This is a genomic window from Kitasatospora sp. NPDC004272 (assembly GCF_053603035.1).
The window spans coordinates 1-15,371 of record NZ_JBSGET010000174.1 but is presented as its reverse complement, the minus strand read 5'-3'; the positions used below and the strand labels follow the sequence as shown (position 1 = coordinate 15,371).

12 protein-coding genes and 1 pseudogene are annotated in these 15,371 nt (G+C 73.9%); 9 read left to right on the top strand and 4 right to left on the bottom strand.

What is annotated here, in order from left to right; all coding sequences use genetic code 11:
• The 8 genes and pseudogenes from ACWEO5_RS34405 to ACWEO5_RS34370 all read left to right on the top strand — a co-directional run.
• Window positions 1–727, top strand: a pseudogene (locus tag ACWEO5_RS34405) (hypothetical protein); the annotation flags it as partial.
• Window positions 728–837: 110 nt separating this feature from the next.
• Entirely contained in the window at window positions 838–1,344 is a 507-nt protein-coding gene (locus ACWEO5_RS34400) for a GNAT family N-acetyltransferase (protein WP_452166039.1), read from the top strand.
• 452 nt (window positions 1,345–1,796) lie between these two features.
• Window positions 1,797–2,024: a hypothetical protein gene (locus ACWEO5_RS34395; RefSeq protein ID WP_452166041.1), complete on the top strand. Its 228-nt coding sequence runs from the start codon at window positions 1,797–1,799 to the stop codon at window positions 2,022–2,024.
• A gap of 88 nt (window positions 2,025–2,112) precedes the next feature.
• A complete protein-coding gene (locus tag ACWEO5_RS34390) occupies window positions 2,113–2,943 on the top strand; it encodes an ATP-grasp domain-containing protein (protein WP_452166038.1) in 831 nt (276 codons plus the stop codon).
• A gap of 245 nt (window positions 2,944–3,188) precedes the next feature.
• Complete coding sequence (locus ACWEO5_RS34385; RefSeq protein ID WP_452166037.1) at window positions 3,189–4,505, top strand: cytochrome P450; 1,317 nt, start codon at window positions 3,189–3,191, stop codon at window positions 4,503–4,505.
• A complete protein-coding gene (locus tag ACWEO5_RS34380) occupies window positions 4,502–4,738 on the top strand; it encodes a ferredoxin (protein WP_452166036.1) in 237 nt (78 codons plus the stop codon). Before ACWEO5_RS34385 ends, ACWEO5_RS34380 begins: the two co-directional genes overlap by 4 nt.
• A gap of 272 nt (window positions 4,739–5,010) precedes the next feature.
• Window positions 5,011–5,658, top strand: a complete 648-nt coding sequence (locus ACWEO5_RS34375; RefSeq protein WP_452166040.1) for a GntR family transcriptional regulator — start codon at window positions 5,011–5,013, stop codon at window positions 5,656–5,658.
• A gap of 155 nt (window positions 5,659–5,813) precedes the next feature.
• Window positions 5,814–6,677, top strand: coding sequence for an SCO6745 family protein (locus ACWEO5_RS34370; RefSeq protein ID WP_452166035.1), 864 nt, complete (start codon window positions 5,814–5,816; stop codon window positions 6,675–6,677).
• 89 nt (window positions 6,678–6,766) lie between these two features.
• Here ACWEO5_RS34370 and ACWEO5_RS34365 read toward each other — a convergent pair whose 3' ends face one another.
• From ACWEO5_RS34365 to ACWEO5_RS34350, 4 genes are all read right to left on the bottom strand, one after another.
• Window positions 6,767–7,816 (bottom strand): LacI family DNA-binding transcriptional regulator, encoded by a 1,050-nt coding sequence (locus tag ACWEO5_RS34365; protein ID WP_344558421.1) that lies wholly within the window; start codon window positions 7,814–7,816, stop codon window positions 6,767–6,769.
• Window positions 7,817–7,959: 143 nt separating this feature from the next.
• A complete protein-coding gene (locus tag ACWEO5_RS34360) occupies window positions 7,960–8,535 on the bottom strand; it encodes a hypothetical protein (protein ID WP_452166034.1) in 576 nt (191 codons plus the stop codon).
• Between the two features lie 101 nt (window positions 8,536–8,636).
• Window positions 8,637–10,040: a DUF1996 domain-containing protein gene (locus ACWEO5_RS34355; RefSeq protein ID WP_452166033.1), complete on the bottom strand. Its 1,404-nt coding sequence runs from the start codon at window positions 10,038–10,040 to the stop codon at window positions 8,637–8,639.
• A gap of 141 nt (window positions 10,041–10,181) precedes the next feature.
• On the bottom strand, window positions 10,182–13,667 hold the full coding sequence (locus ACWEO5_RS34350) for a galactose-binding domain-containing protein (RefSeq protein ID WP_452166032.1): 3,486 nt from the start codon (window positions 13,665–13,667) through the stop codon (window positions 10,182–10,184).
• A gap of 304 nt (window positions 13,668–13,971) precedes the next feature.
• On the opposite strand from ACWEO5_RS34350, the gene ACWEO5_RS34345 reads away from it, so the two are divergent.
• Window positions 13,972–15,282 carry an ABC transporter substrate-binding protein gene (locus tag ACWEO5_RS34345; RefSeq protein WP_452166031.1) on the top strand — a complete coding sequence of 437 codons (1,311 nt, stop codon included), beginning with the start codon at window positions 13,972–13,974 and terminating at the stop codon, window positions 15,280–15,282.
• Window positions 15,283–15,371: the final 89 nt, after the last annotated feature.

Sequence of the window (15,371 nt, the reverse complement as noted above, 5' to 3'; positions counted from 1 at the left end):
CGCGAGCCCGTCCGCGAGCCCGTTCGCGGCTCCGCCCACCGCCCCGGGACTGCCGCCCGTCCCGCCCGCGCCGCCCGGCGCTCCCGGCGCTCCCGGCGCTCCGGTCTACCCCGGGCTGCCGCCGGTCGGTGCGCCGGTCGATCCGGCGGTGCTGGCCAAGCGCAAGCGGATCGCCCTGGGGGTGGGCGCGGTCGTGGTGGTGGGCGGCCTGATCCTGCTGGGGACGCAGCTGTTCGGCGGCGACGACGTCCCGGTGCTGCCGGGTTCGGTGGAGGGCGAGACGCTCCGGGCCGGTTCGGCGCGGGGCGACCTCCCGGAGTGGGAGGAGATGTCCACCGGCATCACCATGATGGGCGTGCGGGACGTCCAGGCGGCGTTGTACGGCTCGGTGCCGGAGGCCGAGGCCGACTCCCCGATCAACGGCAACGACCGGAAGGAGCGCTGGAGCGTGGTCATCGGCAAGTCCAGCCCGGAGTTCCGGAGCCGGCTCCCGCTCCTGGTCGACTCCAGCGGGGGCGACCACCCGCACGTCGTCGCCTCGGGCATCGGCGGGACGATGTACTGCAACGGATACGACCCCGAGGACAGCCCGCGCACCCGGGCCACCGAGGACATCACCTGCCTGTGGGCGGACGGCGAGTACATGATCGCCGTGACCGGCACGGGCGTCGACGAGAACCTCCCGCCCAAGGTCCTGGAGCGCGTCCGCTCCGGCCACGAGCACTGACGCCCGGCGACGACGGCCGTGACCACCCGCCCGCGGACCGGGTGGTCACGGACCAGGCGGTCACGGACCGGGTGATCACGGCCGCGGCCGGGGTCGCGCACAATGGGGTGGTGCGCACACGTGAGGTCCGGGTCGGGGAACTGCCGCTGCTCCAGGAGATCGAACGGGCGGCGGGCGAGTGCTTCCGCGAGGTCGGGATGGCCGCGGTCGCGGACGACGAGCCGCCCTCCGTCGCGGAGTTGACCCCGTTCCTGGCCGCCGGCCTGGCCTGGGTCGCGGTGGACGACGAGGACCGCCCGGCCGGCTACCTGCTGGCCGAGCGGATCGACGGCGCGCTGCACGTCGAACAGGTCTCGGTGCACCCCGCGCACGCCCGCCGGGGCATCGGCCGGGCCCTGCTGGAGCACGCCGCCGTGCGGGCCCGGGCCGAGGGGCTGCCCGCCCTGACGCTGACCACCTTCGCCGACGTCCCGTGGAACGCCCCGTACTACGCCCGCTGCGGCTTCCGCCCGGTGCCGGACGACGCCCTCGGCCCCGGCCTGCGCGAGGTCCGCGCCCGCGAGGCGGCCCACGGGCTGGACCGCTGGCCGCGCCTGGCGATGCGCCGCGAACCGTGACGCGGGCCGCGAGCCGTCCGCGCACCGGTGGGCGGCGCGTTTTCGGGGTGCGGACGGTCCGGGCGCGCTGTTGCCGTCGCGTCCCGTGAACGAGGAGGAACCACCGCCGCTCCTTCACGGCAAAGGTCGCCTGACGCGGCACTGGGCGAGCGCGAGGCCGCGCCGGCGGCCGGGGTCCGGGGACTGCGGCTCGTCGCGCCCTGCACCTGCGGGGACGATTCCTGCCGGAGCTTCCGCACCGCGGCGCACGCCCCCGGCACGCCGTATGGCCCCGGCACGCCGTACGGCCCCGGCCACCGCTGCGTGCCGCTGCTGCCGGAGCGGGGCCCGCTGACGCTGGACGTGGTCGACGGGCGCGTCGTGTACGTCGAGGTGCTCCCCCGCCCGGAGTTGCGCGACGCCCGGCCGCCCGCCGCCCCGGCCCCTGACGACCGGCGCCGCCCCCGGGCCGCCTGGCCCGGCGGGCGGGGCGGCTCGACCCGCCCTGGGACCCGCTGGACGTCCTGGTCCTGCTCAACCGGCTCGCCACCGCCCGGGCCGGACGGTCCGAGTTCCTGCCCGCCGACGCCGAGCAGCGCGCCGCCTTCCCGGCCGAGCGCCGGGCCGTGGTGGTCGCCGCCGTCCAACACCTCTTCCCGGCCGCCACGGCCGCCACGGCCGACCCGTCCGCCGTCGGCTGATCCGTCCGCCCCGCCGCCCCTCCCAGCCCCTCCCCCGCCGGCCCCGCCGTCCGGGAAAACCCCTGGTGGGCGGCGTCCCGTGGCTGGCATGCTCACCCGCATGTCCAGCGCCCTGCTCCTCGCTCCCCGGATCAACGAGACCGGCCTGCAACTGCGCACCGCCGCCGGGCGGCGCGGGCTACGGGCGTTCACCGCCGCTTCCTGGCGGGCGCCGCACGAGCTGACCGGGACACCGGTCCACCTGTACGGCGGGCCGCTGTTCACCGATGCGGTCGGGCGGGAGCTGGGGATCGCCCCGCTGGAGCCCGCCGACGGCTGGCTGGCCGCGCTACCGCGCCGGGTGACCGGCCGTCGGGTCGAGTTGACCACGCTCGCCGAGGCGCGCGGGCGCTCGGGTCCGGCCTTCGTGAAGGCTCCGGCCGACAAGCACTTCGCCGCCCGGGTGTACCGGGACGGCGCCGGGCTCCCCGGGCCCGAACTGCTGGACGGCGAAACGCCGGTGCTGGTCAGCGAGGTGGTCCGGTTCGTCTCGGAGTACCGCCTGTTCGTCCTGGACGGTGCGGTGCGCACCGCCTCCCGCTACGCCCTGGACGGCGAACTCGCCATCGCCGCAACGGGATCGCCCGGCGCGGGGCCGGACGGCGCGGGGCCGGACGGCGCGGAGCTGCTGGCGTTCGCCGCCGACGTGCTGGCCGCGGCCACCGGCCCGGCCGCGCTGCCGAGCGCCGCCGTGGTCGACCTCGGCCGCACCGAGTCGGGTTGGGCCGTCGTGGAGGCCAACGCGGCCTGGGCGAGCGGCGGTTACGCCTGCGACCCGGACGCCGTACTGGACGTGGTGCTGCGCGCGGCCGGTCCGCTCGGCGAACTGCGGCCCGCCGACCGGCCGTTCCTGCGCCCGCTGCCCGAGGTCGTCGGCTGAGTCGACCGAGCCGGCCCGGTCGGCCCGGTCGACCGAGTCGTGCCGGGCTCACCCCTGCACCATCCGGAACAACCACACCGTTCGCACCAACTTCCTTGATTCGAACGCCAGTTGGGGCCATCTTCCGGGACGGCGGTGGCTGGTTTGCGTCCTACGCGCGGGCCGGACGGCCGCATACGGTCGGAGGTGAGGGGCCGCCGCCCGGCGGCGGCCCCGGCCCCGCAGGCGTCCCACCAGGAGGACCGATGACCGCCGAACCGACCACCGACCCGACCGGCGCGCACCCGGCGGCACCGAACGCGCCGACGGCGGCGACCGTGCCGCTGGTGCCGCTGCACTGCCTGCTGCGCTCCGAGGCCGGTCCGCCCCGGCTGGCCGCACTGCCGACCGGGACGCCGGTGTGGGTGCTGACCCGGCACGCGGACGTCCGGCAGGCGCTCGCCCACCCGAACCTGGGCCGGTCCTCGCTGTACGCGCCGGACGCCCCGCCGACCGTGCTGACGCCGAACATCCTGGACGACCCGTCCTCGATCCTGAACAGCGACGGGCCCGAGCACCAGGCGATCCGCCGCACCGTGCAACGCGCTTTCACGCCACGGGCGGTGGAGCGCTGGCGGCCCTGGGTGGACGGGGTGGTGCGCGAACTGGTGGGCGAGCTGGTCGCGTCCGGTTCGCCCGCCGAGGTGGTCGGGGCGCTCACCAAGCCGCTGCCGGTGCGGGTGATCAGCCGGCTGATGGAGTTGGAGGGGCTGGACACCGAACGGCTGGGCCGCTGGAGCGACCACGCGCTGTCGACCACGGCGTACAGCGCCGAGGAGATCGGGGTGGCGATCCGGGAGTTCGGCGAGTTCGGGCACCAGTTGGTGGTGGAGCGGCGGAAGAACCCGGGCGAGGACCTGGTCAGCTCGTTGGTGCAGGCCGCCGACCAGACCGGCGGCATGACGGAGGCCCAGATCACCTCGCTCACCATCGGGCTGGTGATCGCCGGGCACGAGACCACCATGACGAGTTTCGGCAACGCGCTGGTCTACCTGCTCGACCCGGACCGCGCGGAACACCCGGGCCACCCTGACCGCGCCGGGGCGGCCCCGGACCGCACGGGCCCGGCGGAGCGGGACGCCGGGGCCTGGCGGCGGATCGGCGCGGACCTCGCCGCCGCGGCCGCCGCGACCGAGCAGATCCTGCGCACCGTCCCGCTCGGCGACCGCACCAACGCGCCCGGCCAGCTGCGCCGGGCCACCGCCGACCTGGAGATCGGCGGGGTCACCATCCCGGCGGGTGCGATCGTCGCCGCCGACACCACCGCCGCCAACGCCGACCCGGAGGTCTACCCGCCGGGCCCGCTCGACCTGTTCGCCCCGCTCGGCACCCCGTCGCTGACCTTCGGCGCCGGACCGCACCACTGCCTGGGCGCCTGGCTGGCCCGGATGGAGCTGGAGCTCGGCCTGCACCACCTCGCCCGCGCCCTGCCCGACCTGCGGCTGGCCACCCCCGTCGACCGGATCGAGTGGCGCACCGGTCTGCTCACCCGCAGCCCGCTGCGCCTGGAGGTGGCCTGGTGAGCGACGCCCCGCAGCTGGTCGTGGCGGTCGACCAGGCCCGCTGCATCGGCAGCGGCCTGTGCGCCCGCACGGCCCCCGCCGACCTCGCCCTCGCCCCCAACGGCCGCGCCCTGCCCACCCGTCCGGCCACCGGGGGCTCGGCGGAACTGACCGAGGCCGCCGAGATGTGCCCGGTCGAGGCCATCACCGTCCGCGACGCCGCCACCGGAGCCCTGGTCGCCCCCGTCTGGTGACCCCGGCCGCGCCGGCCGCCCCGACGCCCGTACGCCGCCAGACCCGCACCGGGTCGGCGGCGTACGGGCGTCGGCGTTCCGCGCCCGGCCCCTCACCCCCACCGTACGATCGATCGCGGAGTCGATAATCGATTATTTCTTCGATCGTCTATCATTTCCGCATGGCCTCGAAACCCGACCGCAGCGCCCCGCTCCCCGCCGAGCAGCACGAGCCGCCCCAGCAGCGTGAGCAGCACGAGCAGTTCGAAAAGCACGAGCAGCCCGAGAAGCAGATGCTCTCCGAGCAGGCCCACGCCCGCCTGCGGGACGCGATCATGCGCGGGGACCACGCCCCGGGCGAGGCGCTCAAGCCCCAGGCCCTCGCCCGGGAGCAGGGCGTGAGCCTGGCCGTCGTCCGCGAGGCGCTCGTCCGGCTGGTCGGCGAGGGCCTCGCCGACCGGCTGCCCAACCGCGGTTTCGCCGTCCCGGCCCTCTCCGACCGCCGCTGGCAGGAGGTCGCGGAGGCCCGCCGGACGGTCGAACCGGCCGTGCTGCGGATGAGCGTCGAACGCGGCGACCTCGACTGGGAGGCCCGCGTGCGCAGCGCGCACCACCGGCTGGCCCGCACGCCGGAGTACCTGCCGCAGGAGGGCCGGAACTACAGCGACGCCTGGGCCGAGGCGCACCGGGTCTTCCACCGCACCCTGCTGGAGGGGTGCGGCAACCCCGTCCTGCTGGAGACCTTCGACCGCCTGTGGACCGCGAGCGAACTGGCCCGCCGCTGGTCGGCGCACCGCACTCCCGAACGGGACGCGGTCGCGGAGCACCGCGCCCTGGAGGAGGCGGCACTCGCCCGCGACGCCGACGCCGCGGCCGCCCTCCTGACCCGGCACCTCGGCCGGACCGCGGCCGGACTCCAGCCCGACCCACAGACCGACTGACCGACTGACCGACTGACCGACTGACCGACTGACCGATCACCCGTCCGGGTGACGAAGCATCCGCCCGACCCCACCGACCGATCACCCGTCCGGCTGACAGACCGTCCGCCCGACCCACCGATCACCGACCCACCCGAGCACCGGAGCACCACCACATGACCACCATCGAGGCGCCCGCGGGCCGCCGCTGCCACCACGCCGTCAACCCCCTGCACACCGCGGGCTACTTCGCGCCCGAGCCGCAGGACGAGTACGCGGCGCTCGGACTGGAACCCGGGGCCGTGTCCTACCTCGCGGGCCGCGCCGCGCCGCTCGGGGCCGTCGGCCCGGGGACCGTCACGGCGGCGTTCTACAACTTCGACCACGAGCACGTGCGGCGGCACCTCCCCGCCGCCTGGGCCGTCACCACGCCGGAGGCGGTGCTCGCGGCACGGCTGCGCGGCGCGGACCGGACGCTCCGGCGGCTGCTCGGGCCGGAGGCGATCGCCTCCGCGCGGATGGCCGAGGCCGCCGGACTCGCGGTGCGCGCCGCCGAAGCCGGCCACCGGGAGGGGCGGCCGCTGTACGCCGCCAACGCCGACCTCCCGGTGCCGGAGGAACCGCACCTGGCCCTGTGGCACGCCGCGACGCTGTTGCGCGAGCACCGGGGCGACGGCCACCTCGTCGCCCTGGCGGTCGCCGAGCTGTCCGGCCTCGAAGCGCTGGTCCTGCACAACGCGACCGGTACGGGGCCGACTTCGGCGCTGCTCAAGCGGACCCGGGGGTGGTCCGCGCAGCAGTGGGACGCCGCCCGGGACGACCTGCGCGCCCGCGGACTGCTGGACGGGGCGGGCGAGCTCACCCCGGCGGGCGCGGCCCTGCGCGACGAGGCCGAGGCGCTCACCGACCGCCTGGACGCCGCCCCGTACGCCCACCTCGGGCCGACCGCCACCGCCCGCCTGACCGAACTGGCCGGCGAGTTCTCCCGCACCCTCCGGGCCGCGGGCGCCTTCCCCGCGGGGAGCTTCGGCCGGGGCTGAGACCCGGAGGTCCGCCGCCCTCCCGACCGACGGCCGTCCGCTCGGACGCCCCGCTACCCGGACGCCCCGCCGCTCGGACGCCCCGCCGCTCAGGCGGACTGGCGCTCGATCAGGGTCGGTTCGAACAGGACGGTGGTGGCGGCGCGGCCGGGTCGGGCGAGGTGGTCGAGCAGGACGCGGGTCATCTCGGCGGCCATCTCCTCGACCGGCTGGCGGACGGTGGTGAGGTGGGGCCGGCCGGCCGTCGCGGCGGAGGAGTCGTCGAAGCCGATCACCGCGATGTCCTCGGGGACGCGCCGCCGGTGGTCGGCCAGGACGGCCAGGGCGCCCTGGGCCATCAGGTCGTTGGCGGCGAAGACGCCGTCCAGGTCGGGGTAGCGGCGCAGCAGCGAGGTCATCGCGCGCTCGCCGTCCTCGCGGGTGAAGTCGCCTTCGACGTGCGGGAGTTGGTGGATGCCGTGGTCGGCCATGGCTTCCCGGAAGCCGGAGAGGCGGTCGCGGGCGGCGCGGACGCCGAGCGGTCCGGAGATGGCGGCGACGCGGTGTCGGCCGCGGGCGGTGAGGTGGTCGGCGGCGATCCGGCCGCCCTCGCGGTTGTCGAGGTCGACGCAGGAGAGCGAGAGCGGCGTCGGGGGGCGGCCGAACAGGACGGTGGGGATGCCGGCCGCGAGCAGTTGGGCGGGGAGCGGGTCGCGGCTGTGGGTGGAGACGACCATGGCGCCGTCGGCGTTGCCCTGCCGCAGGTAGGTGAGTGCCTTGTCGCGGGCTTCGGCGCTGTCGGCGAGCATCAGGACGGGGTGCAGGTCGAGCGGGCGCAGGCCGGTGAAGACGCCGCTGACGACGCGTCCGAAGAACGGGTCGGCGAAGATCTCGCCGCCGACGTGGTGGTCGGGGGTCTCGGGGGCGTCGCTGCCGGAGATGACCAGGGCGAGGGCTCCGGTGCGCCGGGTGACCAGGGAGCGGGCGGCGCTGTTGGGGACGTAGCCGGTGCGGGCGATGGCCTGGCGGACGGCTTCCTGGATGGCGGGGTCGACGTTGCGGACGCCGTTGATGACGCGGGAGACGGTGGCCCGGGAGACGCCCGCGACCCGCGCCACGTCCTCCAGGGTGCTGGCGCGCTTGAGGGCTTCGCTGCTCATGGGGCCCTTTATAGCACGCTGGGAGAGCGCTCTCCCAGCACGTTCCGAAACCTGGTCGGCCGGCCGTCCCTGGGCGTGCCCGGGCCCGCGGCCGGGGGCGTTCCCCCGGTCGCGGGCGGTCGGCAGCGGGCGGCCGCGTCCGGTCACGAACTGTGCTCCTGCCAGCAGATCATGACGGTGGTGGCGGTCATCACGGCGACGTCGGCGCGGCTGCGCGGCGGGGTGCCGAAGGTCTCGGGCAGCTTGGCGACGTCGACGGTGAGCACGAAGCTGTCCTTGCGGACCACGGTGGTGCCGTCGGCGCGCTTGTAGGCGGCCTCGCCGAGGCCGTTCAGGTCGGTGACGGCGCCGGCGCTGCCGCGCAGGCCGTCGTACTGGGCGAGGGCGGTGGCGGCGTCGGGGAGTTCCTTGACCGAGAGCGTCATGCTGCCGGCCGGGTAGCGGTACTCGCAGCTGTAGACCCGCTGGGCCCAGGTGGGGGCGAGCGGCTGGGTGATGTCGGTGCCGAGGGCGCCGGCGAGTTCCTGCCGGAAGTACGGGTTGCAGATCATCGAGGTGGCGTCGGAGGGCCGGTCGGGCGCGCTGGACGAGGGCGCCGCGGCGGACGGGCTCGCGGACGCGTGGGCGGGCGGGGGCGCGGCGGGGGCCGCGGCGGACCCGCAGCCGACGGCGGCGAGCAGGGGCAGCAGGAGCGGCGCGGCGGTGCGGCGAAGCCTCATCGGTGGTCCTCCGTGGGGTGGGGCGCGGGCCGGCCCCGCCGCCGGATGTGGGGTCCGTGGCGGCGGGGCCGGTGTTCCGCGGTGTGGCTACGGCTCAGGGCTTACGGCAGAAGGTACTGCTCGTTGAGCGCCGCGCCCTTGCCGGGCTGGTTCTGGTCGTAGCCCCGGGGGTCGCACTGCAGGCCACCGACGATGCAGTGGTTGACCATCGCGGCCAGGGTCGGAGCGTCCCAGGCGTTGAAGAAGTCGTAGTGGAAGGAGAAGCCCCGTCCGCTGGAGAGGTGGAGCTGGGCGAGGTGGTCCAGGTTGGCCGGGAAGGCCATCTTGAACTCGATCATCGGCAGCGCGACCGGGTGGTCGGCGGGGCAGACGCCGTCGATGGGGTAGGCCATGTGGCTCTTGTGGTCGGGGGTGTCCAGGTACAGGCCGTTCCAGCAGCTGGGGGCCTGGAAGCGGACGCCGATCTGGCCGCCGCCGGGGCACTCGGTGGGCAGGTCGGAGGTGCGGTAGCTGGTGCCGCACTCCCAGCCGGCCACGTACCCGGGGTGGGTGGCGAAGTCGGTGGCGCTGTCGTTCGGGCTGGCGACGACGAACCGCAGGCCGGCCGGGAACGGGCGGACGGCGGTGTAGTCGTTGATGCCGCTCTTGTAGTAGATGGTCTGCAGGCCGACCGGGTCGACGGGGGTGTTGCCGTCGTACATGGTGGGCATCCAGTAGCCGGACTTGTCGCCGGGGGCGAGGCAGCTGGTGGTGCTGGCCTGCAACGACTCCAGGGTGGAGTTGGCGTTGGTGTTGAGGGCGCCCATGAAGGTGTGCATGTGGGAGGCGCCGGGCTTGCCCGGGTAGACGATCGGGTCGTCGGGCAGGTCGTGGGTGGCCGTGCAGTTGGCCTGGAACTCGTGGAAGTAGGCGTGCGGCGGGTTCCCGGTGGCCGGGGTGGTGCCGGTGACCTGGGGGTTGGCCAGGATGTAGCCGGAGCCGCCGCCGGACGTGGAGACCTGCCCGTAGACCTTGAACTCCTCCAGCGAGAACCCGTACTGGGTGCCGCGCTTGGTGAGGTTCAGCCGGACGTACCGTCCGCTGCCGTTGACGTCGAGCTGCTGGGTGCCGCCGGTGGCGTTGGTGGTGGTGTAGAGGGTGTTCCAGTTGGTGGCGTCGTTGCTGGTCTGCACCTGGTAGCCGCTGGCGTACGCGGCCTCCCAGTCCAGCTCGACGTGGCTGATGCTCGCCGTGCCGCCCAGGTCGATCTGGATCCACTGGGAGTCGGTCCAGGCGCTGGCCCAGCGGGTGGCGAGGTTGTTGTCGGCGACGGCCGCGGCGGGGAAGTTGGCGCTCTCCACGGACGAGGCGGTGACCGGCTTGGACTGGCTGATCAGCGGGTCGGACGCCGCAGCGGCCGACTGGGTGAGGACGCCGCCGGTGAGGGCGCCGGCCGCGAGGATCGCGGCGGCGGCACCGGCGAGCGCGGTGCGGTGGGGCGCGCCGCGCGAGGTGCGGTGTTTCATCGGACCTCCGGAAGAGGAAGGGTGGGTGGGGGACCCGGTGCCGCGCGGCGCTCCCAGCCGCGCGGCACCGGGGGTCTGTGGGGGTGGGGGGCGTCCGGTCCGGTGGCACGGGCCGGACGCCCCTTCACTACTGGCGGCGGGTCAGGCGTAGACGCCGAACTCGTACATCGAGTAGCCGTAGGCGGTGCCGCGCTGGGTCATGTTGACCCGGACGTAGCGGCCGCTGCCGTTGACGTCGATGTCGTCGATGCCGCCGGTGCCGTTGGCCTGGGTGTAGACGGTCGTCCAGTTGGTGCCGTCGTTGGAGGTCTGGATCTGGTACGCCTTGCCGTACGCGGACTCCCAGCCGAGCTGCACGTGCTTGAACGAGGTGCTCTGGCCCAGGTCGACCTGGAGCCACTGCGGGTCGGCCCACTCGCTGGCCCACCGGGTGGACCAGTTGCCGTCGGTGGTGTTGGACGGCGGGTAGGGGGCGCCGTTGCCGACGGCCTGGTAGGTCGAGGCGGTGGTGGGCTTGCCCTTGGCGACGTTGGTGCCGCTGGGCGTCGGGGCGACGGTCCGGAAGGACTTGGACTCGATGCCGACGTTGCCGTGGCCGTCGTAGGCGTAGACGTAGACCTTCCAGACGCCCAGGGTCTTGGGCGCGGTGACGGTGAACTGGCCGTCGCCGGTCTGGGTGAAGCGGACCTGGCTGAAGCCGGTGCCGCCGTCCACGTACTTGGAGCTGTAGTACAGCTGGTAGCGGACCAGGTCGCCGTCGGGGTCGGTGGCGGGCGAGCTGACGGTGAAGGTGCCGCCGGCCGGGACGTCGGCGGTCTTGCTCAACGTCAGGCTCGGCATCACCGGCGGGGTGTTGCCGTCCTTGGCGCTGCCGCCGTAGGACTTGGCGACGGAGTAGTACGCGGGCTGCTTCCAGCCGCCGGGGATCAGGTTGAACCAGGTGCCGCCGAAGTCGTTCTCGGTGCCGTAGTTGAAGATGGTGGCGCCGAGCGCGACGCCGGTGTGGCCGGAGATGCAGTTCCAGGCGCTGGTGTAGCCGTCGCGCTTCTGGGTGTCGGTGGGCTGGGTCGGGACGCCGTTGGCGTCGTTCGGGACCTCCCACTCGCCGGCGTCGCCGGACTCGGTGACGATGTACGGCTTGTTGTAGCCGCCGTTGATCCAGTCCTGCTTGACGTTGCAGACCGCGCCGTAGGAGTTGACGGCCAGCAGGTCGAGGCTGGGGGCGTACTGCTTGTAGTACGGCCAGGCGCCGGTGTAGGCGTCGGTGGAGGTGACCGGGTGGTCGGGGTCGATGGCGTGGATGGCCTGGGTGACCTGCTCGACGAACTTGGCGTAGGCGACGCGCTCCTGCTCCACCGTGGCGCCGTTGTAGGCGTGGTCCTGGGTGGTGAGGATGACCTCGTTGCCGACGTCCCACATCAGGGTGCCGGGGTGGTCCTTGTAGGTGGTCACCCACTGCTTGATGGAGTCGAGGGTGCTGTTCTTGTAGGCGGTGTCGTTGACGTAGTCGGCGCCCTGGTTGAGCCAGAAGCCGTTGACCACCTTGATGCCGTACGCGGCGGCGGCGTCCAGCAGCGGCTTGCTGGCCGCGTCGGTGCCCCAGGTGCGCAGGGTGTTGACGCCCATCGCCTTCAGGTCGCGCATGTGCGCGTCGGCGGTGGACTGGGCCGGGCCCCAGGTGACGCCCTTGAGCTGGTAGGGCTGGCCGTTGACGCTCAGCGCCCAGTTGCCCTGGCCGCCGGTGACCTTGACGGTGTTCTTGCCGGTGGGGACGGCCGGGTCGGTGAGCGCCGCGGGGGCGGTGCCGGTGGTGGTGGCGACGGTGACGGTGCCGATGGACAGCGCGCCGCCGGAGGTGGTGGTGGCGCTGGGCGTGGTGCAGCCGCAGACGCTGTCGGGGAAGGAGCCGCCGATGCCGAGGTTGAAGACCAGCTTGAAGCCGTGGTCGACGGCGTTCTTCCAGTCGGTGGTGCCGACCTGGGACTCGTTGACCTGCCAGATCTGCCGGCCGTCGAGGTACCAGCGGATCTGCTCGTCGCTGACGGTGCGGTCGATGACCTGGCTGTAGGTGTGGTAGTCGCTCTGGCAGCCGGGGCAGGAGGCGAGTCCGCTGGTCATGCCGTTGTACTCGTTGCAGTTGCCGCCGGGGGCGGTGCCGCAGTGCAGGGTGGCGGAGGTCTGGCTGCGGCCGTTGACGTCCTCCAGGATGTCGGTCTCGCCGGTGCTCGGCCAGCCGCCGCTGCGGTCGTTCGCGCCGATGGCGCGGAAGGACGGCCAGTAGCCGGTGCCGTCGGCGACGCCGGGCTGCTTGATCTGCGCGGAGATCAGCAGCTGTCCGCCGGCGGGGGCGGCGAAGTCGCCGCGCTTGCTCTCCACCCGGCCGGAGGTCCAGTTGCCGGCGCCGTCGCGGACGGCGGTCAGGTTGAGGTGGCCGTTGCCGTCGATGGCGACGTTGGCGGGGTTGGCGGTGTCGTTCTGGATCTCGCCGGTGCCCCAGTTGGCGGCGCCGCCGGGCTCCGAGGTGCCGGTGCGGACCGTCCAGTTGGTGCCGGAGGGGGCGCTGCCGGAGCCGCCGGCGAAGTTGTCACTGAAGACGGTGTTCCAGTTGCCGGGCGGGGTGGTGCCGGTGGGGCTGCTGCTCGGGCTGGGGCTGGAGCTCGGGCTCGGGCTGGAGCTGCTGCCGCCGCCGGTGAACACCTGGAACTCCCAGACGGAATACCCGTAGCCGGTGGCCCGGGCGGTGCCGTACAGCCGGACGTAGCGGGCGGTGCCGGTGAAGTCCTGCTTCTCGGTGCCGCCGGCGCCGTTGGCGGTGGTCCAGGCGTCGTTCCAGGTGGTGCCGTCGGTGGAGAGCTGGATCCGGTACGCCTTGGCGTAGGCGCTCTCCCAGGTGACCGAGGTGCCGCAGACGCTCTGCGCGGAGCCGAGGTCGACCTGCAGCCACTGCGGGTCGGCGGCGGCCGAGGACCAGCGGGTGTTCGCGTCGCCGTCCACGGCGTTGGAGGCGGGGGTGCCGTAGTTCTCGGTGGAGGAGGCGGTGGCGGTCCTGCCCTTGGCCGCGTTCGCGGTGGTGCAGCCCTGGTCGCCGCCGCCGGTGGCGCCGTAGACCTGGAACTCCCAGAGCGAGTAGCCGTAGCCGGTGGCCCGGGCGGTGCCGTTCATCCGCACGTAGCGGGCGGTGCCGGTGACCGGGACGGTCTCGGTGCCGCCGGCGCCGTTGGCGGTGGTGTACGCGGTGGTCCAGGTGGTGCCGTCGGTGGACAGCTGGATCTGGTAGCCCTTCGCGTACGCCGCCTCCCACCGCAGGGTGACGGAGCTGAGCGCGGCGGGGGCGCCGAGGTCGACCTGCAGCCACTGCGGGTCGGAAGCCGCCGAGGACCAGCGGGTTCCGGTGTCGCCGTCGACCGCGTTGGACGCGGGGGTGCCGTAGTTCTCGGTGCTGGAGGCGGTGGCGGTCTTGCCCTGGGAGAGCAGGACGGGGGCGGCCTGGGCCCGGGTGGCGGGCAGCAGCAGGACCAGGGCGGCGACCAGGGCGGCGGCGAGGGCCGCGGCCAGGGTGCGGACGGGGGGTGCGGACGTGGTCGGCCGCGACAGCGGCCGGGGGGTGCGCAGGGGTGGGGCGGGCATCGGGGCTCCCGATCGGGTGGGGTGGGGGCGGCACCGTCGAGGGTCGGTGCCCGGATCAGGGAGAGCGCTCTCTCACTACGCCAGTGATGGTTGCCCCGTTGTTTCATCCGTGTCAAGGGCGATGACAACTGGTTCGTCGGCGAAATTTCACCAAACCCCAGGTGCGGCGCTCATGTTCTGCACGCCAACCCCTTGACGGGGGGTGGCTGGAGCGGCCAAGCTCCGGATGCCACCCCGGGAGAGCGCTCTCCCAATGAGCGGTCTCCGGGGTCTCATCACGCCATCCCCCGCGAGGAGCCGTTCCATGCCCGTTTCCCTGCCCCGCACCGGCCCGAGAGGCCGCCTGCTCGCCGCTTCGGCGCTGCTGGTGCTGTCCCTGACCGCCGCGACCTCCTGCTCCAGCAGCGGCGGCAGCTCGTCCGCGGACGAGGACCCGAACGCCAAGGTCACCCTCACGGTGAACCTGTTCTCCGACTTCGGCTACGCGGACCTGTACAAGGAGTACGAGCAGGCGCACCCGAACGTCACCATCAAGGAGAACCGCGCCGACATGGGCGCGCACCACCAGAACCTGCACGCCCACCTGCTGGCCGGCTCCGGCACCGCCGACATCGAGGCGATCGAGATCGGGCAGGTCGCGGGCTTCCAGCCGGAGGCCGGGAAGTTCCTCAACTTCCTGGACAACGGCGTCAGCAAGGACCAGTGGGTGCCGTCCAAGACCGCCCCCGCCTCCAGCCCGGACGGCAAGGTGCTGTTCGGCCTGGGCACCGACATGGGCGGCATGGCGCTGTGCTACCGCAGCGACCTGTTCCAGGCCGCGGGCCTGCCCACCGACCGCGAGGCGGTCGGCGCGCTGATGAAGGACTGGCCGTCCTACCTGGCCGCCGGCAAGCAGTTCCTCGCCAACAGCCCGAACAAGGACGTCCGCTGGTTCGACAGCGGCGGCAACCTGTTCAGCGCGATCCTGGCCCAGGCCCCGCAGGGCGTCTACGACGCCGACGGCAAGGTCGTGGTGACCTCCAACCCGGCCGTCAAGCAGTCCTTCGACCTGGTGGCCGGCGCCATCAAGGACGGCCAGTCGGCGGGCATCCAGGCGTTCACCCCCGCCTGGGACACCGGTTTCCAGAAGAGCCAGTTCGCCACCGTCGCCTGCCCGGCCTGGATGAGCTACGAGTTCAAGGGCAACCCGCCCACCGACGGCGGCAAGTGGGACATCGCCCGGGTCCCCGGCGGCGGCGGCAACTGGGGCGGCTCCTACCTGACCGTCCCGAAGTCCGGCAAGCACACCAAGGCCGCCGCCGAGCTGGCCAAGTGGCTCACCGCCCCCGAGCAGGAGGCCCGGCTCTTCAAGGAGAAGGGCTACTTCCCCTCCGACCAGGCGCTGTGGAGCCAGCCCGACATCGCCGAGCACACCGACCCGCTGTTCAACAACGCCCCGACCGGCAAGATCTTCTCCCAGTCGGCCCGCGACCTGAACCCGCAGCCGCTCGGCGCGCACGGCGCGGAGATCGGCACCGCCCTCGGCAACGCGCTGACCTCCGTCGAGCAGGGCAAGGCCGACCCGGACGGCGCCTGGAAGCAGGCCCTCAAGGACGTCGACAACATCGTCAACTGACGGCCCGCTCCCCCGAACCCGCGGTGCCGGTGCGGACCTGCCGCCCTCACCGGCGACTGGACCGGACTGGCCCCGGCCCTCGGACTGGC